This is a genomic window from Sediminibacterium sp. FW305-C-61 (assembly GCF_058231065.1).
Genome location: NZ_JBIQXR010000003.1, coordinates 221,601 through 247,369 on the forward strand (window position 1 = coordinate 221,601; position 25,769 = coordinate 247,369).

A 25,769-nucleotide genomic window follows, 5' to 3' on the forward strand; every position below is an offset into this window, starting at 1 on the left:
AACTTCAACTTTGCAGAGGTATCTAATTGGATAATTGTTATTTTTGCATTAATGTCTCAGATCAGGATTCCTGTCATTAATAAATCGGCTAATGAACATCCGGCTTATGCTACACAAGGGGCATCAGGTATGGATATACGAGCTTCTATAGAAGAGGCAGTGGTATTAAAACCTTTAGAACGAGCTTTGTTGCCCACCGGACTTTTTGTAGCAATCCCACAAGGCTATGAAATCCAGATCCGCCCGCGTAGCGGACTTGCCATTAAGCAAGGAATCACTTGTTTAAATACACCTGGCACGATTGATGCAGACTACCGTGGTGAAATAAAAGTAATACTGATCAATCTTTCTTCCGAGGAGCAAACCATTCAGCCCGGTGATCGCATCGCCCAGATGGTGTTGCAGAAAGTTGAAAGAATTGAATGGCAGCACACAGAAACACTGGATGATACGGATAGAGGAACAGGTGGGTTTGGAAGCACGGGGAAGATTTGAGGATGGCAGATGGCAGATGGCAGATTTTATGGCTGATGTCGGATGGCGGATGTCGGATTTGAGAGGGATTTAGATGTCAGATAGCAGATTTCAGATTTGGGTGTATGGGGTAGGTATAAATTATTTTTGAGAGTAGCGTGTAATTAACCGTCAGCTTTTGCTAATGGCTAACAGCTAACAGCTAACAGCTAATAGCTAATAGCTTTTAATCGTTTTAAATAGTAGTTCAATTGAGAAGTATAGCATTAATTAGATCGAGGGTAGCAATCGTAAACAAGGTTCTAGTAGCTAGCAGCTCGAAGCTAGCAGCTAAAAGCACAGCACTGCTGCTTTGCGGATTACTACTGTTCTCTTGCAAGACCGTTAAAAAAGTAGAGCAGATCCAGGAAGCAATCACTAAAAAAGATACCGCCCAGGTTGTAGTTATTAAAGAAACGCCGGTTGTTGATTCTGCTGCAATTGTTGCAGATATCATGAGTAAAGTGGCCAGGAATAAGATCGACTTCAACACCTTTAATGCCAAAATTAAAGTGGATTATGAAGGACCGGAGAAAAATGATAACTATACTGTTTACCTGAGTATGCGTAAAGATAGTATCATCATCATCCGCGTTAAAGGTTCATTTTTGGGGATTTCTGCTGAAGGACTTCAACTCAAAATCAATAAAGACAGCCTGATACTGGTACGAAAAGTAGGGGAGAAATACGTGATGAACCGCTCAATCAGTTATTTACAGGAAGTAACTGAAATACCTTTCGATTTCGCTACACTACAGGATATGCTCATCGGTAACCCTATTTTCATGAGCAATAACCTTATTTCGTATAAAAACAGTAATACACAGCTATTGGTACTAATGGTGGGCGACCTGTTTAAACACCTGATTAACCTGGATAAAACCGATAATCGGGTATTGTACAGCAAACTGGATGATATTGACGTTCAAAGAAACAGAACCTGCGATATAACCTTTGGAAACTACCAGCCCATGGGCGATTATCTCTTTGCCACTAATAGAAAAATATCCATGGCGGAGAAGTCTAAATTGAATATTTTCCTTGATTTTAAGGAGTTTACGTTAAATGATCCGTTAAAATACAACTTCGAACCACCAAAAAACTACAAGCGTAAGTAATTTACGACTAATTTATTCGTTGTATAACTGATCATCCTCCTGAGGGTTAAAATTTTCATCATGTTCAAACCGCTTTTTTGTTTTCTGATAGCTTCTTTATTGGTTATAACTACTTATGCCCAACAAACCCGTGAAGAATTACAAAAGCAGGAACAGGATATTAAAAAAGAACTGGCCGAACTTAACCAGTTACTTTCCCAAACCCAGAAAAACAAAAAACTATCACTTAGTCAACTCGCCATCATAAAACGGAAAGTTACCATGCGCGAGCAATTGGTAAACTCTATCAACAGACAGATCAGGGATCTCGACAATACCATTTACCTGAATGAAAGAGATATTTATCGGCTTAGGCGTGAACTGGATACACTTCGGGTGAAATATGCGAAGAGCATTGTGATTGCCTACAAGAACAGGAGCAGCTATGAATACCTCAATTTCATCTTCTCTTCTAAAAGTTTTAATGATGCCATCAAAAGAATAACCTATCTCAAGAGTTATCGCCAGAACAGGGAAACACAGGCAGATGCAATTATACAGTCGGAGCAATTGCTCAAATCAAAAATTGAACTCCTGAGCAGCAATAAAAAAGAACGCGTAACCACCCTGGAAAAACAAAGTGAACAACTCAAGGTGTTACAGGATGATAAAAAAGTGCAGGACCAGGTAGTCGCGCAACTAAAAGGAAAAGAAAAGGAACTGTCGACCCAAATCCAGAATAAAGAAAGACAACGCCAGAAGATGCAGCAGGCATTGATGGCCATCATCAGAAGAGAAGCCGATGAAGCTGCGAGAAAGGCAAAACTAAAAGCGGCAGAAGATGCTAAAAAAGCGGCTGCTAATAATACCAAACCAGCAGACGGAACGGCTAAACCAGCCACCGGCAATACTACCACAGCTAAAAATCCGGCCGTAAATGAACCGCTAGAAACAAAAGTAGTAGCAGACAGGCCATATACCGTTTTTGAAACCACACCCGAAGGAAGAGAGATATCCATTCAATTTGAACAAAATAAAGGTCGCCTTCCCTGGCCCGTTGATAAAGGAAATGTATACGTGCCATTTGGTATCTCTACCGTACCCGGAACAAAAATTACACAGAAAAGTGATGGCATACAGATCGCTTTACCAGAAGGCTCTTCCGTAAAAAGTGTAGCAGATGGGGAAGTGGCATACGCCAGTGAAGTAAATGGAGACCTGGTGGTATTTGTACGTCATGGAAAATATTTTACTACCTATACGCAATTATCATCAATTTCAGTTGCAGTTGGACAACAAGTAAAAGCCGGCTCTGTAATTGGCAGATCAGGCAAGAGCATCGACGGCGAAGGCGCCATCATTTTCATGATCAACAACGACAAAGGCACGCTGTTTAACCCGGAGCAATGGCTTAAGCCGAGACGGTAGGGATGGGAAATAAGGAATAAGAAATAAGGAATAAGGAATGAGAAAGGGGGGGGTAAATGAAGTAGGTAGCCACCCTTTTCTTTTTTTCATTTCCTATTTCTAGCTCCTGTTTCCTAACTTTCCTTTATGAATAGATCTCTGCATATAGAAAGGCTCAGTGCTGAAAAAAATTGGGATATGGTGGTAATTGGCGGAGGGGCGACGGGGCTGGGGATTGTGGTGGATGCGGCTTCCAGGGGGTATAAGATATTATTGGTAGAGCAGTATGATTTTGGGAAAGGAACTTCCAGCAGGTCCACCAAACTGGTTCATGGAGGTGTTCGATACCTGGAACATGGTAATCTGAAATTGGTAAAAGAGGCATTACGGGAACGTGGATGGCTACTTAAAAATGCCCCGCACCTAACTTCTGTACAACCATTTATTATTCCGGTAAAGAGTTTTTTTCAGAAGTTTTATTACGGTATCGGATTACGTCTGTACGATTTTTTATCAGGAAAACTTTCACTGGGAAAAACAGCTTTTCTCTCCAAAAAACAAACACTCGATTTATTACCTGCCCTTGATCCTGCGAGAGTGAAAGGAGGTATTTTATATTATGATGGACAGTTTGATGATAGCCGTCTATGCATCGATCTGGCAGCCACTGCAGTATTACATGGGGCTACCCTGGTTAACTATTGTAAGGTTACGGATCTGATAAAAGAGAAGAAAAAAATCACGGGACTTCAAATTCAATTAACCCAAACAGGAGAGGAGTTTACTATTCACACAAAATCTGTGATCAATGCAACAGGTGTTTTCACAGATCATATCCTGAAAATGGACGATCCCGAAGCTGAGAACCTGGTAGAACCTTCACAGGGTATACACCTGGTAGTCGATAAAAAATGTTTCCCCGGACATCATGCATTGATGATTCCTAAAACCGATGATAAAAGGGTATTGTTCGCGGTACCCTGGCTCAATAAAATTGTTATTGGTACTACAGACACACCCGTAGATGAAATTACAGAAGAGCCTTTGGTTTTAGAAGACGAAGTAGATTATATCCTCGCACATATTAACCGTTATGTAAAGCCTGCGATTGATCGAACAGATATCTTATCTGTATTTGCTGGTTTAAGACCGTTGGTTAAATCGAAGGAAAATACAAGTACGGCCTTATTATCCAGAGACCATGTGCTTATGGTTTCTGCAAGTGGATTGGTTACTATTACCGGTGGTAAATGGACCACCTATCGTAAGATGGCTGAAGATGCTGTTGATAATGCAGTATTTATTTCCAAACAAGACAAGCGCCTTTGTATTACTAAAAACCTGCCCATAGGAGACCCGATTGCAGTGAAGCATAAAAAAGAGTCCCTGGTTAAAGAAAGGCCGGAACTTGATCAATACCTGCATCCTGAATTTACCTATAAATGGGTAGATGTTGTTTATGCAGTTAATCATGAAATGGCTATTACTGCAGAAGATGTGCTTGCAAGAAGAACAAGGATTCTTTTTCTCAACGCAAGTGCAGCAATAACCGCATTGGATACTGTGTTGTCATTAATGCGGGAATGTCTGAATGAATCTGAAACCTGGGTAAATCAGCAGCGCGAGAACTTTCACGAGCTTGCGAAAGGATACCTTTAATGCTATATATTTATATCCGATTGAATCCATCTATATGACAACATTCCTTAGCGAATTAATAGGCACTGCAATTCTAATCATCATAGGTAATGGCGTAGTAGCAAATGTGGTATTACCTAAAACAAAAGGAAATAACGGAGGATTATTATCTATCTGTTTTGGTTGGGGACTTGCCGTATTTATTGGTGTATATGTTACTGCATCCAGTAGCGGAGCGCATCTCAATCCGGCAGTAACTTTTGCCCTGGCATTTGCCGGTAAGTTTTCCTGGGCTGATGTGCCGATGTATTTAGCTGCTCAATTACTTGGTGCTATGTTGGGAGCATTAGCAGTATGGGCCACCTACCGCCAACATTTTGATATGGAAGATAACGCATCTGCTAAACTGGCTTGTTTTTCAACCGGACCTTCTATTCGTAATCCTATACAGAATCTGTTTACAGAAACCATTGCCACATTTGTATTTATTATAGGTGTACTTTTTATCACCAGAGCGGAACATAGTCTTGGTGCATTAGATGCTTTACCTGTAGCATTACTGGTAATGGCAATTGGCCTTGGACTGGGTGGTCCGACAGGCTGGGCAATTAATCCGGCACGTGATTTGGGGCCGAGAATCATGCATGCCTTATTGCCAATTAAAAACAAAGGAAATAGTGATTGGTCGTATAGCTGGATCCCGGTATTGGGGCCATTGCTTGGCGGCTCGCTGGCAGCCTGGGTGTATTTGGTTATTAGCCTTTAGCTGTTAGCCTTTAGCCATTAGCAATTTAATCGAACTAAGTATTGAAATTCTATTTATGCAGTAAATGGAACGCAGATTTATCATGATTATCATGATCATCATGATAAATCAGTGTTCCATCAAGCCTTCAAATATCATTTCTACCAACTTTATTCAATAGAGAATCAATTAGTCACCAACAACTGGCTAAATGCTAATAGCTAACAGCTAATGGCTAACAGCTAATGGCTACTCCCCTTTCTTCCCCCCGACCGCATAAAAGGCAGGCTTAAGTAGCCAGGCTGAGAGGCTTTGGGTTTTCTTAGTCTTGTAGGTTTTTGGTATTCGTTGTAATAAATACGTAGCAGTATAATGAAATAAGAAATTAAGAGGGGACCGAAAATAAGTCCGGTGATGCCAAAGTAGTTTAAGCCCACAATGATACCAAGAACAGTAATAACCGGATGAACATCAGCCATTTTTTTAGCGAGCAGAAAGCGAACAATATTATCCATGCTGCTTAATACAATCGCACCCCAAAGCAGCATAAATATTCCCTGCCAGTTATTACCTGTAATGAGGAGGTAAATTCCTGCGGGTATCCAAACCAGGCCTGTTCCAACAATTGGTATTACAGATGCAAAGCCGGTAATGAGTGCCCAGAAGCCCGGATCTTTCATACCTGTAATCAAAAATGCGAAGTAGGCCATCAATCCCTGCACCACTGCAATCAGTGGAAGTCCTAATGCATTGCTGAGTGTTTGTGCCCTGAGTTCTTTTCCAAATAAGGCAATCTGGCTTCTCTTAAAAGGTAAGAACAGGTAGAGAGAAGCTTCCATTCTGCTTCCATTGGTGATCATGAAGTACAAAAAGAAATACATCATGATGATAGAACTGAATAGGTTAACGCCTTGTGTTAGTGCAGAAGAAACAAAGTTGGTTACGTATGATTGGAGTTTGTTGATGTTTTCAGGGGAGAGAATACTGAACTGAAATTCTTTTTGCAAATAGGCGTCGATTTGGGCGAGGGGTTCAATAACAGAAGGGAAATCCTTTGTAGCCATCGAAATTTCCTGGTACATCATAGTACCGAGCATGCTGATGGGAAGCAGGATGATAAAAAAGGATACCAGGATCACGAGTATTGCGGTCCATGATTTACGCCACTTTTTTTGTTTAATCAACCATTCAACTGGTTTTTTGCTCAACACATAAAACATGATGGCCCCAAGAAAAGCGGTAAAAAATGCCATAAGACTGTAAATCAGGAAAATGGCAATCAAAAGAATGAATCCCAGAAAAATATAACGATTAACCTTATGGTCAGGGGTATTTTGCATAGAGCTAAATTATAATATAATATTGCTTTTAGTAGTAAAATACTGAATTATCAGTGATTTCCTGGGGAAAGCGTAATTAGAGCTGCAAGCTGCAAGCCGCAAGCTGCAAGTATAGCGTAGGATTGAACATGGATTTTCAGGATTTTCAGGATTTATCATGATAGATCTTGAAAATCATGAAAATCTGTGTTCTATTATTAGCAGATAGCCTAAAATAACTGCCAATAAGGGTTTGTAGCTTATGTCCTTTGGACCATAGACTATGGTCTATGGTCCATGGACACCATCTTTTTCAACAGCTAAAATTTAGTTGAAGAATTTGCCATTTTTTAGGGCACATCCCCTTACCTTTGCCGCCAAATCGGAAAACCTGTTTTCCGGCCCGAAAGGGTACATTTATAAAACCTAATTATATCTCCTGATATGGCTACAAAAGGTAAGATCAAACAGATCATCGGTGCGGTGGTTGACGTTCATTTTCCTGATAAAACTTTGCCTGAAATCTACAATGCACTTGAGATTTCCAAAGAAAGTGGTGAAAAACTGGTTCTTGAAGTGCAGCAGCACCTTGGTGAAGACAGTGTTCGTACCATCGCGATGGACGGTACAGAGGGTCTGGTTCGTGGAATGGATGTGATCGATACAGGTAAAGCGATTGCCATGCCTACCGGCGACGGTATCAATGGTCGTCTGTTCAATGTAACAGGTGATGCAATTGATGGTCTGCCTCAGGTAAGCAAGGCAAATGGTCGTCCTATTCACAATAAGCCCCCATTGTTTGAGAACCTGAGTACCGCTACTGAAGTACTGTTTACAGGTATCAAAGTAATTGACCTGATTGAGCCTTATGCAAAAGGTGGTAAAATCGGTTTGTTTGGTGGTGCGGGTGTAGGTAAAACCGTATTGATCCAGGAGTTGATTAATAATATCGCAAAAGGTTATGGTGGTTTGTCGGTATTTGCCGGTGTGGGTGAGCGTACCCGTGAGGGAAATGACCTGCTGCGTGAAATGATTGAAGCGGGCATCATGAAATATGGTGATGCCTTTAAACATAGCATGGAAGAAGGTGGATGGGATTTGAGTAAAGTGGATATGGAAGGATTGAAAGATTCAAAAGCAACTTTCGTATTCGGTCAGATGAATGAACCTCCCGGAGCTCGTGCACGTGTGGCATTATCTGGTCTGACCATCGCTGAATATTTCCGTGATGGAGATGGTACCGGTAAAGGAAAAGATATCCTGTTCTTCGTTGATAATATCTTCCGTTTTACACAGGCTGGTTCTGAAGTATCGGCCCTGTTAGGACGTATGCCATCAGCGGTAGGTTACCAGCCAACACTGGCCACTGAAATGGGATTGATGCAGGAACGTATCACTTCAACCAAAAATGGTTCAATTACCTCCGTACAGGCGGTATATGTACCTGCGGATGACTTGACTGACCCGGCTCCGGCAACAACTTTTGCCCACCTTGATGCAACTACGGTATTAAGCCGTAAGATTGCTGACTTAGGTATCTATCCGGCAGTAGATCCATTGGATTCTACTTCAAGGATCCTTACCCCGGCTATCGTAGGTGAAGCACACTATGAAACTGCAAACCGTGTTAAACTGATTCTTCAGCGTTATAAAGAACTTCAGGATATCATCGCCATCCTTGGTATGGATGAATTGAGTGAAGAAGATAAAATGACCGTACAACGTGCGCGTAAAGTGCAGCGTTTCCTTAGTCAGCCTTTCCACGTTGCCGAGCAGTTTACAGGTCTGAAAGGTGTATTCGTAAGTATTGAAGATACCATCCGTGGTTTCAACTCTATTATGGATGGTGAAGTGGATGAATACCCTGAAGCAGCATTCAACCTGGTAGGTACACTGGAAGATGCGATTGAAAAAGGTAAAAAACTGTTGGAAGCAGCGAAGGGATAATTAATTAATTTGAAAATTTGGGAATTTGAAAATTTGAAAATGAGGCAGGCCTCAATCATCAGATTTTCTCACAACCATTAAGTGATTATAAGTATAGAGGTAACTAATCTTATAGAATTTCCAAATTTTCAAATTTCCAAATTTTCAAATTACTATGACGCTCGAAATATTAACGCCAGAAAAAAAGCTTTACAGCGGAGAAGTTTACGGTATTCAATTACCCGGTATTACTGGGTTATTTGAAGTACTCGACCAACACGCTCCATTGGTAAGTGCTTTGGGTAAAGGGAACGTAAAAATACTGAAGGATAAATCCAACACAGAGATGTACAGTATTCAGAGTGGATTTGTGGAAGTACTGAATAATAAAGTAACCGTTCTGGTAGAAGGCGCAGCCGCTTTATAAAAACTTATCCTGATAAAATAACCAGCTCCTGTAAATTATTGCAGGAGCTTTTTTGTGGGGTTAGGTGCTGCGTACTGGGTACTAGGTACTAGGTAATAGGTGTTAGGTATTAGGAATTAGGAATTAGGAATTAGGAATTAGGTGTTAGGCTGGATAACTACTAAAAAAAGTTCCAAATACCTAGTACCCAGTACCTAATACCTAACACCTAAAGCCTAACACCTAACACCCCACCCAATGCTAATTCAATTGCGGGTCTATGGGGTAATTGATCATCTGGCTATATTCTCCCCCAAGATCGGCGAGGGCTTTTTTCCATATAATGCCTGTATCTGTATGGAATACCAGGCTTTTGTTTGCCGGGCGGGTGATCCAGCTTTTCTCGGTTAATTCAGCGGCCAACTGTTGTTCACCCCATCCACTATAACCCACAAACAAACGGATATCATTCGATTGTAAGGTTTTGTTTTGTAAAGCAGACAGTACTATATCAAAATCACCACCCCAGAAAACATGGTCCGTAATCTGTATCCCGTTTGGGATCAGGTCTGGTCGCTGATGTAAAAAATGCAGACTGTCTCTCTGAACGGGCCCGCCATCTTGCAGCGGAATCGGTAAACCAACAGCTTCGGGCATTACATCTTCCAAAGTGATATCCAAGGGTTTGTTTAACACAAAACCAAAACTCCCCTCATCCTGGTGCTCACATAAAAGCACAACTGTTCGAAGAAAATTAGGATCCTTTAAAAAGGGATCTGAAATCAGTAAAATACCTGGCTTTAATTGATCCATAATGAAAAGTTAAGCTAAAGATTTTATTTTGGCAAGCCCGAAAACATGCGTTAAAATGGTGATAAAGCTGCCATTTCAATTTTGCTGCTGCGGGCATACTATTATATTTGTGAGAATGAAGAAAACTTTCCCCGTTATCGTCATACTGATTACCCTCTCTCTTTTAGGGCTTTTTATTGTACAAAGCTCCTGGTTGAATAATTTAATGGAGATAAGGAATTCAGAATTCAGGAATAAGGTAGACAATGCCGGCTTCAGGGTAGCTAATCTGTTGAATGGTTCAGCAAAAAGCACACAATCATTGCGTTTGCCAAAGCGGGGTGGACTCACTTTTAATTCCGATTTCCATCTGCATGTACTAAAACCTCCTACCATCGATCAGCGTTACAGTATGCAGGATGTTTATCGGATGATCCGTACAGAATTAAACGGGGAAGGATTAAAAGATATCAATTTTGAATTTGCAGTCATAGCACCGAATGACGATATTGAAATGGCTACACGAAACTTCTCAAAAGAATATTGGGACACTGTCGTAAACCGCCGTCATTATATTCCAATTGTTCCGGAAAGTGGTTCAGATTTTGAGGGCATCAGCGCACTTGAATCTTTGGTAATAGTAGTGCCCGATTTCAAAAAACAGGTATGGGCCTCTCTTAAATGGGAATTAATTGGTGCCGCATTATTTATGCTGATCATCATTGCTGCTTTTTATGTAACCATTCGCTCCTTGTTGAATCAGAAAAAACTGAGTGAAATTAAAAGTGATTTCATCAACAACATGACGCATGAATTTAAAACACCACTGGCTACCATATCATTGGCTGTTGATGCGATCAAAAACGAAAAAGTACAGGCCGATCCGGCAAAGATGAAATACTTCAGCGGTATCATCAAAGAAGAAAATATTCGCATGAACAAACATGTGGAAACCATATTGCAAGCAGCACTTATGGAGAAGCAGGAGTTGAAGTTAAACCTTGAACCTTTGCATGTACACGATGTGATACAACATGCACTCGATAATCACCAATTGCAATTACAAGATAAAGAAGGGGTGGTAGAACTTCACCTCAATGCAGCCAATGACCTGATTGAAGCAGATGAAGTGCATTTCACCAATATGATCTCTAACCTGGTGGATAATGCCATAAAATATTCGAAAGACAAACCAGTGCTACGCATCACTACCCATAGTACCAATAAAAATATTGTTATCAGGCTCGAGGATAATGGTATTGGTATGAATAAAGAAACATTGAAACGAATTTTCGAAAAATTCTACCGGGCTCATACCGGCAACCTACATAATGTAAAAGGATTTGGTTTGGGTATGAGTTATGTTAAGACGGTAATGGATGCCCATCGCGGAAGAATAAAAGTAGAAAGTACATTAGGTAAGGGTAGTACATTTACGCTGGAAATGTCGTTAAAAAAGCATGAGGACTAATACCGCTAAAATATTCCTGCTAATCTGTATTGCACCATAACAGACATCCATCGCCATAACTTAGAAAGCGATAGCCATTCGTCAGCGCATGATGATAGATATCCTTCCATTTAGGTCCTGTAATAGCGGCTACTAATAATAATAAGGTTGATTGAGGTTGATGGAAATTGGTAATTAACCCGCGTATCATTTTGAATTGATAACCTGGGGCAATGATGATACTTGTTTTGGTTATCAGTCTTTTCATTTCATGTTGCTTCATCCAGTTCAAAAGTGCTTCAATTGCAGCGGAACTTTCTGGAAGTACGCTGCTTTCATAAGGCTCCCATTGGGTAACGGTTAAGTTTTCCGGTTTTATAGAAGGGTCTTGTAAGGTTTTAACACCTAACCAATAAATACTTTCTAAAGTGCGCAGGGAAGTTGTGCCAACTGCAATGATCGGATCCTTAAGTCTGCTTCTTAGTTGTTCAATAATATCAATAGACAGGTCAATATATTCTGCATGCATATCATGATCCTGCATGCGGGTAGCTTTAACAGGTTTGAAAGTGCCTGCTCCAACATGTAAGGTTACAAATGCAGCATCAATTTTTGCAGCAGCAAGATTTTCAAGTAATGCAGGTGTGAAATGCAAACCAGCGGTTGGGGCTGCAACTGAACCATCATGTTTAGCATATACTGTTTGGTATCTTTTATGATCTTCAGGTTCTGCGGCCCTGTTCATATAAGGCGGTAATGGAAGATTGCCTGCAGCATGCAATACTTCCGCAAATGAAAGATCAATATTGTTCCACTCAAGTGAAATGATATAATAATCCAGTGCCTGGTTTATTTTTTTTGCAGTAAGTATGGTATTTTTTCCCTGGTAGGTAAATGATAATTGTAATACAGGTTCCTTCCATTTTTTTGCACCCCCCACTAAACATTTCCAATATACTTTTCCCTTTTGTAACATAGCGGTGGTGATGTCTGGGTATTGATCATCTGGTTCGAGGCAAAATACTTCAATGGTACTACCACTGCTCTTTTGGAACAATAAACGTGCTTCTACAACTTTAGTATTATTAAATACCAGTAATGTTTGTGGTGATAATAAAGCAGGCAGCTGATGATAAAATGTATCCTGTATCTTTCCCTGCTGAAAAACCAATAGCTTGCTTTGGTCTCTTTCTGATAAGGGATATTGTGCAATTTTTTCTACTGGTAAATCATAGGTAAAATCCAGTATGGCTATATCTTTCGGATGCATCACATCAATTTAAGCGGCAAAGTTAATAGCGCAGGGCGATTATCAATTGTAGGATTAGGTAGAATAATACCAATTCCTTACTAGTAAAGCATTTCCCTCCGTTTACTTTTTTGTCTTGACACAAAAAAGTAACAAAAAAAGTCAAGGCTTCAGAAAAAAAGCTAAAATTCATTCCATTGCGCTACAATGGATGAAGACTAAAGCCAAGCTTTCAGTTCAATGATGGGTCGAAACTGTGCTTCAGCTATTGCACATTGCCAAACATCATCCATTGCTTAACGCTCCATTACATGAATTTCTTAACGCTTTTTTTCTAAGGCCGATCGCAAACCCAATAAAATAAGAGGTTTGATACTATTCTACCTAATCCTATATCAATTGTTCATTTCTTTCTGCGTAAGAATTTCAATCCACTCCATTGTTCGCTCACTGAACAAACTTTTACATCTACCCATCCGGTGGGCAATATTATTTCCCTGATACTGTCTTCTGTAAGATCGGTTTGTATGCCTGCAGATTTTTTATACCAGGAAATCCAGATACAACCTCCTTCTGCCACTTTTTGTATTAGGGCAGGCAATACCTTTTGTAAAGAAGCCCGGCTGGTCACAAAACAATGAATAATGTCGGCAGCCTTCGCTGTGGTGGTTAATGAGCCCGTCCAGCCAACCAATTCTGCATAATCAGCCGGAGCATCTACCAGGTGAATCCTGGAATCAGGCTCAATTCCGAGCTTTTGCCATACGGGTTTGCCAGAATATCCGGTGGTTTTCATGAATGCTTTTATAGTTGATAATCAGTTAAATGCGCTATGGGTAAGGGTCTTTCAGGCTTATGCACTTCTTATTAACAGCTATTCACATCTAATTCACATCTTCTTTTGCTAAAACACGCTGTAAATCAAGCTGGTATTGAATTGCAGGCATTTTTCGTTTGTGGATAAATACAATCGCTCCAAATTCGGGTAGAAAGTGGGAAAAAGTGTTATTTTGTGTCAACAAGTGGTAATCTAAACAAATATTTATTCACCAATGACCGGATTTCACGGAGAATATGAAGCTACAGTTGACGCGAAAGGGCGTTTCCTGATTCCTGGCGGACTGAAAAAACAGTTGCCGGAAGGGGAGAACCGTTTCATCCTCAGCCGTGGCTTCGAAAAATGTCTCACGTTATATCCTTTGAAAAGTTGGGAAATAATTATTGCAAAGATCAGCCAGTTGAATGATTTCGACCCCAAGGTACGTCAATTCCGTCGTCAGTTTTTGGGTGGAGCAACCGAAATAGAGCTGGATAGCGCTGGTCGGATGTTATTGCCCGGATCATTGAAGGAGTTTGCCGGCTTAAGCAAGGACATTATCCTGGCAGCAGCCCTTGATCGATTCGAAATCTGGGATGCAGGTAAGTACAAACAGCTCTTTGAGGATTTCTCACCAGAAGCTTTCAGTAGCCTGGCGCAGGAAGTGATGACTGAAAAAATTTGAAAATGAGGCAATTTGAAAATTTGAAAATGACACATGCATGTTGCTTCGTTTTCGACTTTTCTCCGTTGCAGGCATTTTCAAATTCCCAAATTTTCAAATTTTCAAATTAATAAAAAGTGTATCACATCCCCGTCCTCTACAACGAAACGCTCGATGCTTTGTCGATAAACCCCGATGGTGTATATGTGGATTGCACTTTTGGTGGTGGTGGACATAGCAGGGGTATTTTGGAAAAGCTTAGTACGAAAGGCAGATTGATTGCTTTTGACCAGGATGCTGATGCACAGCAGAATTTACCTGATGATAAACGCGTCTTATTTGTGCCACAAAATTTCCGTCACCTGCAACGTTTTTTACGCTTGCATGAAATTGAAAAGGTGGACGGTGTTTTGGCAGACTTAGGCGTTAGTAGTCACCAGTTCGATGAAGGAGAACGCGGTTTCTCTATTCGTTTCTCTGGTCCGCTGGATATGCGCATGGATAGAAGACAACCCTTAAGTGCGGTTGAAATAGTGCGTAATTATTCAGCACAGCAACTGCATAAATTGTTTGAACAATACGGTGAAGTCAGTAATTCAAAAACGCTGGCGCATCATATTGTACAGCAACGCAATCATCTGCAGGTTCAAACTATTGAACAGTTCAAGGCTATGATAAGTCCGGTGGTTAAGGGAAATCCTAATAAGTATTTGGCTCAGGTATTCCAGGCGCTTCGAATGGAGGTAAACGATGAAATGGGGGCTTTGAAAGAAATGCTGCAGCAGATTCCTGCTGTGCTTAAAACAGGTGGCCGTGTTGCCATCATCACCTTTCATTCTATAGAAGACAGGCTGGTAAAAAACTTTTTCCGGCAGGGGAGTTTCGATGAAACACCTGATAACCCCTTCTTGCCTGTTGTGAAAGAGCAGGTGCTGAAAGTGATCACAAAGAAGCCAATAATAGCCGCGCAGGAAGAGTTGAAACAAAATACAAGAAGCAGAAGTGCGAAGCTTAGGGTGGCGGAACGGGTGTAAAAAGAAACATGAAAAGTGCATTCCTCTCTCTCTGCAAAGGAGAGGCTGCTGGAACGAATGAAAATAAATCCCCTCTTTGCGAAGCTTGGGCTAGCGGAACGGTTGAAAAAACATTTCTCCTTCTCTGCGAAGCAGAAGCTATCGGAACGATTGGAAAAAAATCCCCTCTTTGCGAAGCAGAGAGGGCCAGGGTGAGTTAAAAAGATGTCAGAGACAGAAAAAATACAACAAAACAAAAATCCACTGAAAGGCTTATTCAACTATCAGTGGATACTGAAGAATATTCCATTCTTCCTGTTTTTATCTGTGCTGGCGGTATTATATATAGCCAATGGGCACCTGGCGGATAAAACAATCAGGAATATAAATAATACAACTAAAGAACTAAAAGAACTTCAATACGAGTATAAGACACTGAAAAGTGAAGTGATGTTTAAGAGTGAGGAGCAGCAGGTGATCAAAGCAACAGAACCACTCGGGTTGAAAGTGATTAAAGAAACACCGGTGAGATTGAAGAGTGAGAGATAGGGCGTGAGAAGTGAGAGAGGGGTGAAAAGTGAAAGAATTGTACTAGCTCAATGTTTGCCATCGGCAAACAGCATTCCCTCTTTGCGAAGCAGAGAGGGTTAGGGTGAGTTGAAAATATATAACCGTACCAACTTGGAAGTAAAACGCGACATACTATGGAGAGTCTACCTCAGTTATATACTGGTGGTGCTTGTATGTGTGGCCATTTTTGGTAAAGCGGTTTATATACAGCAGGTAGAAGGGTCTTACTGGAGAAGCATGAGTGATAGTCTTCACCAACGCATCGATGAAATAGAAGCAGAGCGAGGTACAATATATAGTGAAGACGGACAAATGCTAAGTACCAGTATTCCGCAATTTGATATTTATATGGATTTCCGCGTTGAATCATTGCGCGCGAAAAATGGCCTCCTGTTCCGTGAAAATGTTGATTCCTTAAGTTATCATCTCTCTAAACTTTTTGGCGATCAGTCTAAAGAAGATTACAAAACATTATTAAAACAGGGCTATAAGAAAAACGATGCCTATTTCCTCCTAAAGAAAAAAATATCTTTTCGTGAGTATGAAGAGCTGAGGAAATTTCCTTTGTTCAAATTTGGACGATACAAAAGCGGATTAATTGCAAACGAAAAAACCATTCGCCTCAATCCGTACAAAATGCTTGCTTTCAGAACCATCGGACTGGCAAGAGATGCGAATAAAGTCGGACTTGAAATGACTTACGACAGTATCCTGAAAGGAAGAAACGGTAAGCAGTTGGTGCGCTCAATTGCCGGAGGTGTTTATGTTCCGGTTGATGCAGATACCTATGAAATTGAACCTGAAACAGGAAAAGATATTGTTAGCACCATTGATGTGTTCATCCAGGAAGTTACAGAGAATGCCCTGATGAAAATGATGGTGAAGAACGAAGCCGAATATGGTACTGCCATAGTGATGGAAACAAAAACCGGAAAAATTAAAGCAGTGGCAAATCTTGGCAAAAGAAGTGCCGGTGAATATTGGGAAGATTTTAATTACGCGATTAGTCCATCTGAGCCGGGTTCCACTTTCAAGCTGGCCACCATGATTGCTTTACTTGAAGATAAAAAAGTAAACCTCAATCAAGGCGTTGACCTGGAAGGCGGTACTTGGAAAGTGGCCGGACAGGTAGTATACGATAGTGAGAAGCATGGTCGTAATATGGTTACCGTGAAACAGGCATTCGAGTTGAGCTCAAATGTGGGTATGGCCAAACTTGCGGTCGCGCATTATGCATCAAACCCTAACCGTTTTATAAGTCACCTGAAGAAAATGCGGATGGATACTTTAACGGGTATTGATCTGACAGGCGAACGTAGACCAACCATTTTTAAACCGGGTCATAAACTATGGGGTCCCACCACGCTTCCATGGATGGCTTTTGGATATAATTTATTGGTGAGTCCGCTACAAACCGTTTCACTGTATAACGCTGTGGCGAATAATGGACGAATGATGAAACCTTATCTGGTTAGCGCGGTAAAAGAAGAAGGTGTTTTACAAAAAAGTTTCTCGCCTGTTGTGGTAGATGAAAAAATCTGCAGTGACGAAACATTGCGCCAACTGCGTGAATGTCTTGAAGGTGTTTGTATTTCCGGAACGGCCGCTTCACTGTTCAAAGAAACACCTTATAAAGTAGCAGGTAAAACTGGTACAGCATTGGTGGCAAATGGAAACAGGGGTTATGCAGATAAAGTTTACCAGTCTTCTTTTGCAGGTTATTTCCCTGCCAATGATCCACAGTACACTTGTCTGGTTGTGATAAAAAATAAACCACATGCAGCGGTTTATTATGGGGGCTCTGTTGCTGGTCCGGTATTTAAAGAGATAGCCGATCGCCTGTACAGCACTTATGTACGCGTAAACAATCTTGCAAAAAAATCGAGTGGGTTAGATAGCAGCTATTTCGCGTATGCCGGTTATAAAAGTGATCTCGCGACTGTAGTAAAACAATTAAGTATTAGCTATAAAGATTCAAGTAAACGCATTGATGAGTGGGTTGCTATTAATGGAAAAAATAAACAGGTATCCATCAATACTAAACCCGTTTCAGATAAGTCAATGCCACAACTTAAAGGGATGGGATTGAAAGATGTGGTTTACCTGTGTGAAAACCTTGGATTAAAAGTTCATGTGCAAGGCAAAGGAAAAGCAGTTGCACAATCGGTACAGGCAGGTGAGGCAATAGCGAAAGGACAACTAGTAACAATAGCATTCAATTAAAATGACAAAACTGCAAGACATATTATATCGGGTTCACCTCAAACAGGTGCATGGCAGTACTGATATAACTGTTTCAGGCATTCAGATTGATTCCAGAAAACTGGAAGCGGGAAATGTTTTTGTGGCCATCAGGGGAGTTGTTTCTGATGGACATGAATATATAGATAAAGCTATTGCAAACGGTGCCAGTGTTATAGTATGCGATACTATGCCTGCCAGGTTTGAAGATGGGATCACTTACCTGGAAGTGGCAGATACGCAGGAAGCTGTGGCATATATGGCACACCAGTTTTATGATGAGCCATCCCTCAAGCTTAAATTGGTTGGGGTGACTGGTACGAATGGGAAAACTACTATTGCTACGGTGCTTTTCAAATTGTTTAATAAGCTTGGGTATAAATGCGGATTAATTAGCACGGTACAAAACCAGATCGGTGATGAAATCATTCCATCTACTCACACAACACCAGATGCGGTAAGTCTTAATGCCTTATTGAAACTGATGTTAGATGCAGGATGCAGTCATGTTTTCATGGAGTGCAGCAGTCATGCTATACACCAGCACAGAATCACCGGATTACAATTTACCGGGGCACTGTTTAGTAATATCACCCATGACCACCTCGATTATCATAAAACTTTTGAAGAATACATCAGGGTAAAAAAATCATTCTTCGATCATTTGCCTGCAACTGCATTTGCTATTTCAAATGCAGACGATAAAAGAGGAGAAGTGATGTTGCAGAATACACAGGCCAGTAAATATATGTACAGCCTTAAAACCGTAGCAGCATTTAAAGGAAAAATACTGGAGAATGCACTCACCGGTCTTATAATGACGATAAACGATAAAGAAGTGCATTTCAGACTGATCGGAGAGTTTAATGCATATAATCTCCTGGCAGTATACGGTGCAGCGGTTTGTTTGGGAGAAGATAGTGAAGAAGTGCTTACGGCACTTAGCATGTTAAGCGGTGCTGAAGGAAGGTTTGATTATGTGATCAGCGGAGGATTAATCATCGGTATTGTAGATTATGCGCATACGCCGGATGCATTGGAAAATGTGTTGATGACTATTAAAAAATTGCGGAAGGGGCATGAGCAGGTTATTACTGTAGTCGGATGCGGTGGCGACAGAGACAAAACCAAGCGCCCTGTTATGGCACAAACAGCCTGCGATTTAAGCGACAGGGTAATTCTTACCAGCGATAATCCCAGAACAGAAGAGCCGGAAGCTATTTTGAGAGATATGGAAACGGGTTTAGGCAGTTCAGCAAAAAGAAAATATATCAGTATAGTAGACAGAAAGGAAGCAATAAGAACAGCGGTAAGTTATGCAGGACCAGAAGATATTATACTGGTAGCAGGAAAGGGACATGAGAAATACCAGGATATAAAAGGAGTAAAACATGCTTTTGATGATAAGCAGGTTTTACTGGAAATGTTTGCGGCGCTTAAAAAATAACCTACAAAACCAAACACCAATATGCTGTATCAATTATTTACATGGCTAAAGCAGGAATTCAATGTACCAGGTGCGGGTATGTTCCAGTTCCTGACTTTCAGGATAGCTATGGCTGTTTTGCTATCGCTGGTAATAGCTACAGTATATGGTAAGCGACTAATCCTTTTCCTGCAAAAGAAACAGATTGGTGAAACTGTAAGGGATCTTGGTCTGCAGGGCGAACACCTGAAAAAGGGAACCCCAACCATGGGTGGGATCATCATTTTACTTAGCATATTGATCCCAACATTGCTTTTTGCCAATCTCGACAAAGTATATATCCGTTTGATGGTGCTTTGTACGGTATGGCTCGGCATTATTGGCTTTCTGGATGATTATTTCAAGATCAAAGCAAGAAGGGCCGCTTTGCAAAAAGGAGAATCTTATAAAAAGAAAGATAGTGATGGTCTGGCAGGCGTTTCAAAAATTATTGGTCAGGTAGGATTAGGTATCATCATAGGTGTTACACTTTATTTTAGTAATGCCGTAACGGTCGAAAGAGAAATCATATCTACCAATGTTGTTGAACTGCAAAAAGGTGAACGACTGGCAAAAGATACCAATATCATCACCAGAAATATCAATGGTGTAGAGCGCAGGTATGTAAAAGTGAAAACACCGATCACAACTATCCCGTTTGTAAAAAACCATGAATTCAATTATAGTAAACTCATTAGCTGGATGGGTGAGGGGGCAGAAAAGTACACCTGGATCATCTATATATTGATTGTCACTTTTATTATAACTGCAGTATCTAACGGCGCAAATATTACCGATGGAATCGACGGACAGGCTGCAGGTGTGAGTGCCATTATTGGCGTAGCACTTGGTGTGTTTATATATGTGAGTGGTAACTATGTATTGGCAGATTACCTGAATGTAATGTATATCCCTAATCTTGGTGAACTCTCCATTTTTGTAGGTGCGTTTGTCGGAGCCTGTATCGGATTTCTCTGGTACAATGTTTACCCTGCACAGGTATTTATGGGCGATACAGGAAGCTTGGCATTGGGTGGTATCATCGCATCGCTGGCCATTATTGTACGAAAAGAATTACTTATTCCAATTTTCTGTGGTGTATTCCTGGTAGAACTGGTGAGTGTGATGTTGCAAGTGAGTTATTTCAAATATACCAGAAAGAAATTCGGTGAAGGAAGAAGAATATTCCTGATGAGTCCCCTGCACCACCATTACCAGAAGAAAGGTTTTCATGAAAATAAAATAGCAATCAGGTTCTGGATTGTAACGGTGTTATGTGTTGTAATGTCGATACTGACCCTGAAAATGAGATAGAGCAAATGAAGCAACACAGACTTGTTATACTGGGTGGGGGAGAAAGCGGTGTAGGAGCTGCTATTCTTGGCAAACAAAAAGGATACGATGTGTTCCTTAGTGATGGTGGTGTAATAAAACCTGGGTATGAAAAAACGCTCATTGAAAATAATATCGAATTCGAATCGGCTAAACATACACTTGAGCTGATACTGAATGCAGATGAAGTGATGAAGAGTCCGGGCATACCGGAAAAAAATGAAGTGGTGAAAGCCATACGTGCAAAAGGTATTCCGGTGATCAGTGAGATTGAGTTGGCTTACAGGTTTAAAGGGAACTCAAAGATTGTGGCCATTACGGGTAGTAATGGTAAAAGCACAACCACTTCTTTGATTTATCATATCTGTAAAACAGCAGGATTAAACTGTGCACTGGTAGGCAATATTGGTTATTCGTTTGCCAGGCAGGTAGCAGAAGATCCGAAAGAGATATATGTGGCAGAAGTGAGTTCTTTTCAACTGGATGATATAAAAGATTTCCGTGCGGATGTAAGTGTGTTATTGAATATTACGGAAGATCATCTCGACAGGTATGATTATAAGTTCGAGAACTATATCAACAGCAAATTCAGGATCATTGAAAACCAAACGGCTGACGATTATTTCATCTACTGCGAAGATGATGAAGTGATCATGGAAAAATTGAGACTACTAACCATCCATACTAACCCATTACCATTCTCTATGAAACACGAAGTAAAAAAAGGCGGCTACATCAAGGGCGACCAGATGATGCTAAGAATCCAGGAAGAAAGAGTAAGCATGAGTATTTACGATTTTGCCCTTAAGGGGAAACACAACAACTACAACACTATGGCTGCAGGAATAGCCGCTACCACTTTGGGTATCAGAAAGGAAAAAATCCGTGAAGCAGTGAAAGATTTTCACAGCCTCGAACACAGGATGGAATTTGTTGCCATGGTACGTGGTGTTGAATTCATTAACGATAGTAAGGCAACCAACATAAACAGTACCTGGTTTGCCCTCGAAAGTATGACTAAGCCTACCGTACTCATACTAGGAGGGACAGATAAAGGCAATGATTATTCCTTACTGGAAGAATTGGTAAAAGAAAAGGTGAAAGCTATTGTTTGTATGGGTATAGACAATAGTAAAATAATAGAGGCATTTAAAGATATCGTACCTGTAATTGTTGAAACGGATAGCGCTAAAAAAGCGGTGAATGCTTCTTTTAAACTTGCGGCAAAAGGTGATATGGTTTTGCTGAGTCCGGCTTGTGCAAGTTTCGACCTGTTTAAAAATTATGAGGATCGCGGTACGCAATTTAAAGACGCCGTAAAAGAATTGTAATAACCCGCCCGCGGGTTACTCATTGAAGAATGAACTGTTGACATTGATATTATGCCAGAAGTAACCGATAAATTGTTTTCACAAATACCCAGCGTGCAAGGTGTACGAAGCCAGCTTGTTGACAGGGCAAGAGGTGATAAGTATATCTGGGGTATTGTGTTGCTATTATCCCTGATCTCTATACTGGTGGTATATAGCGCAACCGGATCACTTGCTTATAAAATGTACAAAGGGAATACCAATGTGTACCTTTTTAAGCAGGTTTCGTTTACACTGGTAGGACTTATGCTGATATATTTTCTGCACAGGATCAATTACTCCCTGTTTTCAAGAATAGCAACAATTCTATTCCTGCTGTCTATTCCGCTGCTGATTTATACACTGTTTTTTGGTGCAAAGATTAATGAAGGAAGTCGTTGGATTAAACTGCCGATTATTCACCTCACTGTACAAACAAGTGATCTGGCTAAGCTGGCATTATTTATGTATATCTCCAAACTGCTGAGTAAAAAGCAGGAAGTGATCAAGGATTTTAAAAAAGGGTTTATACCAATTGTAACACCTGTACTTATTATATGTGCGTTGATTATGCCGGCTAACTTATCAAATGCATTGTTAACAGGTGCAACTTCTTTGTTGTTAATGTTTATTGGCAGGGTAAGCTTGAAACATATTTTGTTAACCATCGGTGTGGCCTTGATACCCGTTGCATTTATTGTATCGGTAGCTGTAATGACACACCAGAGCAAAGCCAAAAATGGTGATGCAGTTGTAGCAGAGAAAGCAAAATCGATCGGACGTTTCGGTACCTGGGTAAAACGTGTGCAGGATTTTATTTATGCAAAAGAAGCAGAAGTGCCTTATCAGGTTCAACAAGCTAAAATTGCCATTGCTAATGGTGGTGTTTTAATGGGATTAGGGCCAGGTAATAGTCAGCAAAGAAATTTTCTTCCACAGGCCTATAACGATTTTATTTATTCCATCATCATTGAAGAGTATGGGTTGATTGGAGGAGCATTTATGATATTTATTTATCTCGTTTTCTTATTTCGGTGTATCAGGATATTCAGAAAATGTCCTTATGCATTTGGTGCATTTCTGGCACTGGGACTAAGCTTTACATTGGTAATACAAGCTGTTGCGAATATGGCTGTTAATGTAAACCTCGTACCGGTAACGGGCGTAACCCTTCCATTGGTAAGTATGGGAGGTAGTTCTTTTCTGTTTACCTGTTGCGCAATCGGAATTGTATTAAGTGTGGCGAGAAATGTGGAGCAAATAGAAGGTAAGCCTGAGCCAGAACCGATAGTTGTTCATCCTTTAACAGATACCCCTGCTTAGACTATGAAAAAGAAAATCATCATAGCCGGTGGAGGTACTGGCGGACATATTTTCCCGGCAATAGCCATAGCAAATGCCATTAAAAAGCAGGCGCCTGATACTGAATTTCTATTCATCGGTGCGCAGGGTAAAATGGAAATGGAAAAAGTGCCGCAGGCTGGTTATAAAATTGAAGGATTAGATATTGCCGGATTTAACCGATCAAATCTCTTTAAAAATATTTCACTTCCGCTTAAACTGATCAGGAGTTTTTGGAAAGTGAGAAAACTTGTGAATCAGTTTCAGCCAGATGCTGTAATAGGTGTTGGGGGCTATTCCACTTTTCCTGTGTTAAGATATGCACAGCAAAAAGGCTTACCAACTTTTATCCATGAAGCCAATTCATTCGCAGGTAAATCGAATATGTTATTGGGTGCCAGAGCTGCCAAAATTTTTGTTGGTACTACCGATATGGAAAAGTTTTTCCCGCCTGAAAAAATTATGGTTACTGGGAATCCTGTAAGACAATCAATAACAGGTGTTGATGCAGTAGCTAAAGATAAGGCGCTGGAAAGATTTGGATTAAAAAATGGAGCTACCACAATTCTGGTAATGGGGGGAAGCTTAGGAGCAAAGAGTATTAATGATGTAATCGCAGCGCATATTCATGAATTTCATTCCATGAATATTCAACTGATATGGCAAACCGGAAAAAATAATGCAGGTGCTTATAAGGAAAGAGGAAAATCATATGCTAACGTGTGGGTAGATACATTCATTACGGATATGGAAATGGCTTATGCAGCGGCAGATATCGTAGTGTCTCGCGCTGGTGCTATGTCGGTAGCAGAAATATGTGTAGTGAAAAAGCCGGCCATTTTTGTTCCTTATCCTTTTGCGGCCGAAGATCATCAAACAGTAAATGCAATGCACCTTGTTTCAAAAGGTGCGGCATGGTTGGTTAAAGATAATGAAGCACCGAAAGAGCTCTATTCAAAAATGGTGGAACTCGCAAAAGATAAAGCAATGCAAATGGAATTGATAGCGAAAATCACACCGCTGGCTATTATAAATGCTGATGAAATGGTGGCAACAGAAATACTAAAATACATACGTGGTTAAGTTAAACGACATACAGAAAATATATTTTATCGGCATCGGTGGCATTGGTATGAGTGCACTGGCTAGGTATTTTAAATCGAGGGGTGTTGCCGTAAGTGGATATGATAAAACCGTTACGCCGCTGACCACTGCACTTGCCGAGCAAGGTATTGATATTCATTATGAAGAGCGGGTTGATCTTGCCCCTAAAGATGTTGATGCAGTTGTATACACACCCGCTATTCCTGTAACACATGCTGAGCTGGTTTATTACAGGGAGCAGGGATATGTTGTGGTTAAAAGAAGCGATGTGTTACAATGGATCACTGAAGGCTCTTTCAATATCTGTGTAGGAGGTACCCATGGTAAAACAACGGTAACCTCTATGATTGCTCATTTATTAAGGCATTCAGGATACGGGTGTAACGCATTTCTCGGAGGTATTGCTGCAAACTACAATACCAATTTCTGGAGCAGTGAAAGAAATGTAGTGGTGGTAGAAGCTGATGAATATGATCGAAGCTTTCTGAAATTAGTGCCGGATATAGCTGTGGTAACTGCAATTGATCCAGATCACCTCGATATATATGGTACCCCGCAGGAAGTAGAAAATGCCTTTGTTGCTTTTGCGCAAAAAGTAAAACCAGGCGGATGTCTTGTAACCAAAAAGGGATTAAGCAGGGAAGCTGAATTAATGGCCGCGCATAATTACAGGTACAGCTATAATTCACCCGAAGCAGATGTTAAAGCAGTAAACCTGGAAGTAAAAAATGGCAGCTACCATTTTAATGCTAGTGGTCCGGGCTGGATGGTTGAAAATATTACCCTTACAATGGGAGGGTTTCACAATATCGAAAATGTAATAGCGGCTATTACTGTAGCTAAATATTTGAATATTGAAGATGATGCCATTCGTGCGGCAGTAGCAGATTTTAAAGGTGTTCGCAGAAGATTTGAATATGCGTTAAAAACAGATGAGCATGTGGTGATTGATGACTATGCACATCATCCGGAAGAGTTAAGGGCTTTAATCACTGGAGTAAGGAGCATATTTCCGAACCATAAGCTTACCCTGGTATTTCAGCCTCATTTATTCAGCAGGACAAATGACCTTGCCGATGATTTTGCAAAAAGCCTGGATATGGCTGATGAAGTAGTGTTATTACCAATCTACCCGGCTCGCGAATTGCCCATGCCGGGTGTGACAAGTGAACTCTTACTTCATAAAATGAAGTTGGCAGACAAACAAATACTTGAAAAGGAAGCCATGTTGGCTTGGGTAAAAGAACAACGGCCTTCGTTGGTGGTAATGGCCGGGGCAGGTGATATAGATGCATTGGTGAATCAGGTTAAAAATATACTGGAACAATAAT

At 40.7% G+C, this 25,769-nt stretch carries 23 protein-coding genes; 19 read left to right on the plus strand and 4 right to left on the minus strand.

The features are described 5' to 3' along the window. Window positions 1–51: 51 nt before the first annotated feature. The 5 genes from dut to ACH30E_RS09935 all read left to right on the plus strand — a co-directional run bounded on the left by dut (window position 52) and on the right by ACH30E_RS09935 (window position 5,421). Entirely contained in the window at window positions 52–495 is a 444-nt protein-coding gene (gene dut, locus ACH30E_RS09915; RefSeq protein ID WP_490824698.1) for a dUTP diphosphatase, read from the plus strand. A 230-nt stretch (window positions 496–725) separates the two neighbouring features. Then, on the plus strand, window positions 726–1,631 hold the full coding sequence (gene lolB1 / locus ACH30E_RS09920) for a lipoprotein insertase outer membrane protein LolB1 (RefSeq protein WP_490824699.1): 906 nt from the start codon (window positions 726–728) through the stop codon (window positions 1,629–1,631). Window positions 1,632–1,691: 60 nt separating this feature from the next. Beyond that, window positions 1,692–3,038, plus strand: coding sequence for a murein hydrolase activator EnvC family protein (locus tag ACH30E_RS09925; RefSeq protein WP_490847338.1), 1,347 nt, complete (start codon window positions 1,692–1,694; stop codon window positions 3,036–3,038). Window positions 3,039–3,164: 126 nt separating this feature from the next. After that, window positions 3,165–4,676: a glycerol-3-phosphate dehydrogenase/oxidase gene (locus ACH30E_RS09930; protein WP_490824700.1), complete on the plus strand. Its 1,512-nt coding sequence runs from the start codon at window positions 3,165–3,167 to the stop codon at window positions 4,674–4,676. Window positions 4,677–4,710: 34 nt separating this feature from the next. Further along, window positions 4,711–5,421 carry an MIP/aquaporin family protein gene (locus ACH30E_RS09935; protein ID WP_294997251.1) on the plus strand — a complete coding sequence of 237 codons (711 nt, stop codon included), beginning with the start codon at window positions 4,711–4,713 and terminating at the stop codon, window positions 5,419–5,421. A gap of 221 nt (window positions 5,422–5,642) precedes the next feature. On the opposite strand, the gene ACH30E_RS09940 is transcribed toward ACH30E_RS09935, so the two are convergent. Continuing rightward, on the minus strand, window positions 5,643–6,740 hold the full coding sequence (locus ACH30E_RS09940; protein WP_490824701.1) for an AI-2E family transporter: 1,098 nt from the start codon (window positions 6,738–6,740) through the stop codon (window positions 5,643–5,645). Between the two features lie 423 nt (window positions 6,741–7,163). Between ACH30E_RS09940 and atpD the strand changes: the two genes are divergently transcribed. Beyond that, the gene (gene atpD, locus ACH30E_RS09945; RefSeq protein WP_490824702.1) at window positions 7,164–8,666 is read left to right on the plus strand and encodes a F0F1 ATP synthase subunit beta; all 1,503 of its coding nucleotides are present in this window, start codon (window positions 7,164–7,166) and stop codon (window positions 8,664–8,666) included. 154 nt (window positions 8,667–8,820) lie between these two features. After that, on the plus strand, window positions 8,821–9,072 hold the full coding sequence (atpC, locus tag ACH30E_RS09950; RefSeq protein ID WP_294995720.1) for an ATP synthase F1 subunit epsilon: 252 nt from the start codon (window positions 8,821–8,823) through the stop codon (window positions 9,070–9,072). Window positions 9,073–9,312: 240 nt separating this feature from the next. Here atpC and ACH30E_RS09955 read toward each other — a convergent pair whose 3' ends face one another. Beyond that, complete coding sequence (locus ACH30E_RS09955) at window positions 9,313–9,864, minus strand: YqgE/AlgH family protein (RefSeq protein WP_294995717.1); 552 nt, start codon at window positions 9,862–9,864, stop codon at window positions 9,313–9,315. A gap of 115 nt (window positions 9,865–9,979) precedes the next feature. Between ACH30E_RS09955 and ACH30E_RS09960 the strand changes: the two genes are divergently transcribed. Then, window positions 9,980–11,314, plus strand: coding sequence for a sensor histidine kinase (locus tag ACH30E_RS09960; RefSeq protein ID WP_490824703.1), 1,335 nt, complete (start codon window positions 9,980–9,982; stop codon window positions 11,312–11,314). A gap of 19 nt (window positions 11,315–11,333) precedes the next feature. On the opposite strand, the gene ACH30E_RS09965 is transcribed toward ACH30E_RS09960, so the two are convergent. Together ACH30E_RS09965 and ACH30E_RS09970 are read right to left on the minus strand one after the other, a co-directional pair. Beyond that, window positions 11,334–12,563 (minus strand): S-adenosylmethionine:tRNA ribosyltransferase-isomerase, encoded by a 1,230-nt coding sequence (locus ACH30E_RS09965; RefSeq protein ID WP_490824704.1) that lies wholly within the window; start codon window positions 12,561–12,563, stop codon window positions 11,334–11,336. Window positions 12,564–12,945: 382 nt separating this feature from the next. After that, window positions 12,946–13,338 (minus strand): hypothetical protein, encoded by a 393-nt coding sequence (locus tag ACH30E_RS09970; protein WP_490824705.1) that lies wholly within the window; start codon window positions 13,336–13,338, stop codon window positions 12,946–12,948. A 256-nt stretch (window positions 13,339–13,594) separates the two neighbouring features. On the opposite strand from ACH30E_RS09970, the gene mraZ reads away from it, so the two are divergent. The 11 genes from mraZ to murC all read left to right on the plus strand — a co-directional run bounded on the left by mraZ (window position 13,595) and on the right by murC (window position 25,768). Then, a complete protein-coding gene (gene mraZ / locus ACH30E_RS09975) occupies window positions 13,595–14,044 on the plus strand; it encodes a division/cell wall cluster transcriptional repressor MraZ (protein ID WP_294995705.1) in 450 nt (149 codons plus the stop codon). Window positions 14,045–14,160: 116 nt separating this feature from the next. Next, window positions 14,161–15,057, plus strand: coding sequence for a 16S rRNA (cytosine(1402)-N(4))-methyltransferase RsmH (gene rsmH, locus ACH30E_RS09980; protein ID WP_490824706.1), 897 nt, complete (start codon window positions 14,161–14,163; stop codon window positions 15,055–15,057). Between the two features lie 8 nt (window positions 15,058–15,065). Then, window positions 15,066–15,257 carry a hypothetical protein gene (locus ACH30E_RS09985; protein WP_490824707.1) on the plus strand — a complete coding sequence of 64 codons (192 nt, stop codon included), beginning with the start codon at window positions 15,066–15,068 and terminating at the stop codon, window positions 15,255–15,257. Window positions 15,258–15,261: 4 nt separating this feature from the next. Beyond that, window positions 15,262–15,585 carry an FtsL-like putative cell division protein gene (locus ACH30E_RS09990; protein WP_490824708.1) on the plus strand — a complete coding sequence of 108 codons (324 nt, stop codon included), beginning with the start codon at window positions 15,262–15,264 and terminating at the stop codon, window positions 15,583–15,585. Between the two features lie 132 nt (window positions 15,586–15,717). Beyond that, on the plus strand, window positions 15,718–17,829 hold the full coding sequence (locus tag ACH30E_RS09995) for a penicillin-binding protein (protein ID WP_490824709.1): 2,112 nt from the start codon (window positions 15,718–15,720) through the stop codon (window positions 17,827–17,829). Window position 17,830: 1 nt separating this feature from the next. Then, window positions 17,831–19,294 carry a UDP-N-acetylmuramoyl-L-alanyl-D-glutamate--2,6-diaminopimelate ligase gene (locus ACH30E_RS10000; RefSeq protein ID WP_490824710.1) on the plus strand — a complete coding sequence of 488 codons (1,464 nt, stop codon included), beginning with the start codon at window positions 17,831–17,833 and terminating at the stop codon, window positions 19,292–19,294. A gap of 21 nt (window positions 19,295–19,315) precedes the next feature. Next, window positions 19,316–20,626, plus strand: coding sequence for a phospho-N-acetylmuramoyl-pentapeptide-transferase (gene mraY / locus ACH30E_RS10005; RefSeq protein WP_294995691.1), 1,311 nt, complete (start codon window positions 19,316–19,318; stop codon window positions 20,624–20,626). Between the two features lie 5 nt (window positions 20,627–20,631). Next, window positions 20,632–21,975, plus strand: a complete 1,344-nt coding sequence (murD, locus tag ACH30E_RS10010; protein ID WP_294995688.1) for a UDP-N-acetylmuramoyl-L-alanine--D-glutamate ligase — start codon at window positions 20,632–20,634, stop codon at window positions 21,973–21,975. 51 nt (window positions 21,976–22,026) lie between these two features. Further along, window positions 22,027–23,316, plus strand: a complete 1,290-nt coding sequence (locus ACH30E_RS10015; protein WP_294995685.1) for an FtsW/RodA/SpoVE family cell cycle protein — start codon at window positions 22,027–22,029, stop codon at window positions 23,314–23,316. A gap of 3 nt (window positions 23,317–23,319) precedes the next feature. Continuing rightward, on the plus strand, window positions 23,320–24,417 hold the full coding sequence (gene murG / locus ACH30E_RS10020) for an undecaprenyldiphospho-muramoylpentapeptide beta-N-acetylglucosaminyltransferase (RefSeq protein WP_490824711.1): 1,098 nt from the start codon (window positions 23,320–23,322) through the stop codon (window positions 24,415–24,417). Further along, window positions 24,410–25,768 carry a UDP-N-acetylmuramate--L-alanine ligase gene (gene murC, locus ACH30E_RS10025; RefSeq protein ID WP_490824712.1) on the plus strand — a complete coding sequence of 453 codons (1,359 nt, stop codon included), beginning with the start codon at window positions 24,410–24,412 and terminating at the stop codon, window positions 25,766–25,768. The genes murG and murC overlap by 8 nt, the downstream gene beginning before the upstream one ends. The last annotated feature ends 1 nt before the right edge of the window (window position 25,769 follow it).

What these genes read in the sequence shown, in the direction of transcription:
- ACH30E_RS09990 (WP_490824708.1), top strand. Translation starts at nt 15,262, where the DNA reads ATGTCAGAGACAGAAAAAATACAACAAAACAAAAATCCACTGAAAGGC.
- mraY (WP_294995691.1), top strand. Translation starts at nt 19,316, where the DNA reads ATGCTGTATCAATTATTTACATGGCTAAAGCAGGAATTCAATGTACCA.
- murG (WP_490824711.1), top strand. Translation starts at nt 23,320, where the DNA reads ATGAAAAAGAAAATCATCATAGCCGGTGGAGGTACTGGCGGACATATT.
- ACH30E_RS09965 (WP_490824704.1), bottom strand. Translation starts at nt 12,563, where the DNA reads ATGCATCCGAAAGATATAGCCATACTGGATTTTACCTATGATTTACCA.
- atpC (WP_294995720.1), top strand. Translation starts at nt 8,821, where the DNA reads ATGACGCTCGAAATATTAACGCCAGAAAAAAAGCTTTACAGCGGAGAA.
- ACH30E_RS09935 (WP_294997251.1), top strand. Translation starts at nt 4,711, where the DNA reads ATGACAACATTCCTTAGCGAATTAATAGGCACTGCAATTCTAATCATC.
- ACH30E_RS10015 (WP_294995685.1), top strand. Translation starts at nt 22,027, where the DNA reads ATGCCAGAAGTAACCGATAAATTGTTTTCACAAATACCCAGCGTGCAA.
- ACH30E_RS09960 (WP_490824703.1), top strand. Translation starts at nt 9,980, where the DNA reads ATGAAGAAAACTTTCCCCGTTATCGTCATACTGATTACCCTCTCTCTT.
- mraZ (WP_294995705.1), top strand. Translation starts at nt 13,595, where the DNA reads ATGACCGGATTTCACGGAGAATATGAAGCTACAGTTGACGCGAAAGGG.
- ACH30E_RS09970 (WP_490824705.1), bottom strand. Translation starts at nt 13,338, where the DNA reads ATGAAAACCACCGGATATTCTGGCAAACCCGTATGGCAAAAGCTCGGA.
- ACH30E_RS09930 (WP_490824700.1), top strand. Translation starts at nt 3,165, where the DNA reads ATGAATAGATCTCTGCATATAGAAAGGCTCAGTGCTGAAAAAAATTGG.
- ACH30E_RS09955 (WP_294995717.1), bottom strand. Translation starts at nt 9,864, where the DNA reads ATGGATCAATTAAAGCCAGGTATTTTACTGATTTCAGATCCCTTTTTA.
- dut (WP_490824698.1), top strand. Translation starts at nt 52, where the DNA reads ATGTCTCAGATCAGGATTCCTGTCATTAATAAATCGGCTAATGAACAT.
- murD (WP_294995688.1), top strand. Translation starts at nt 20,632, where the DNA reads ATGAAGCAACACAGACTTGTTATACTGGGTGGGGGAGAAAGCGGTGTA.
- ACH30E_RS09985 (WP_490824707.1), top strand. Translation starts at nt 15,066, where the DNA reads ATGAAAAGTGCATTCCTCTCTCTCTGCAAAGGAGAGGCTGCTGGAACG.
- ACH30E_RS10000 (WP_490824710.1), top strand. Translation starts at nt 17,831, where the DNA reads ATGACAAAACTGCAAGACATATTATATCGGGTTCACCTCAAACAGGTG.
- ACH30E_RS09940 (WP_490824701.1), bottom strand. Translation starts at nt 6,740, where the DNA reads ATGCAAAATACCCCTGACCATAAGGTTAATCGTTATATTTTTCTGGGA.
- ACH30E_RS09925 (WP_490847338.1), top strand. Translation starts at nt 1,692, where the DNA reads ATGTTCAAACCGCTTTTTTGTTTTCTGATAGCTTCTTTATTGGTTATA.
- atpD (WP_490824702.1), top strand. Translation starts at nt 7,164, where the DNA reads ATGGCTACAAAAGGTAAGATCAAACAGATCATCGGTGCGGTGGTTGAC.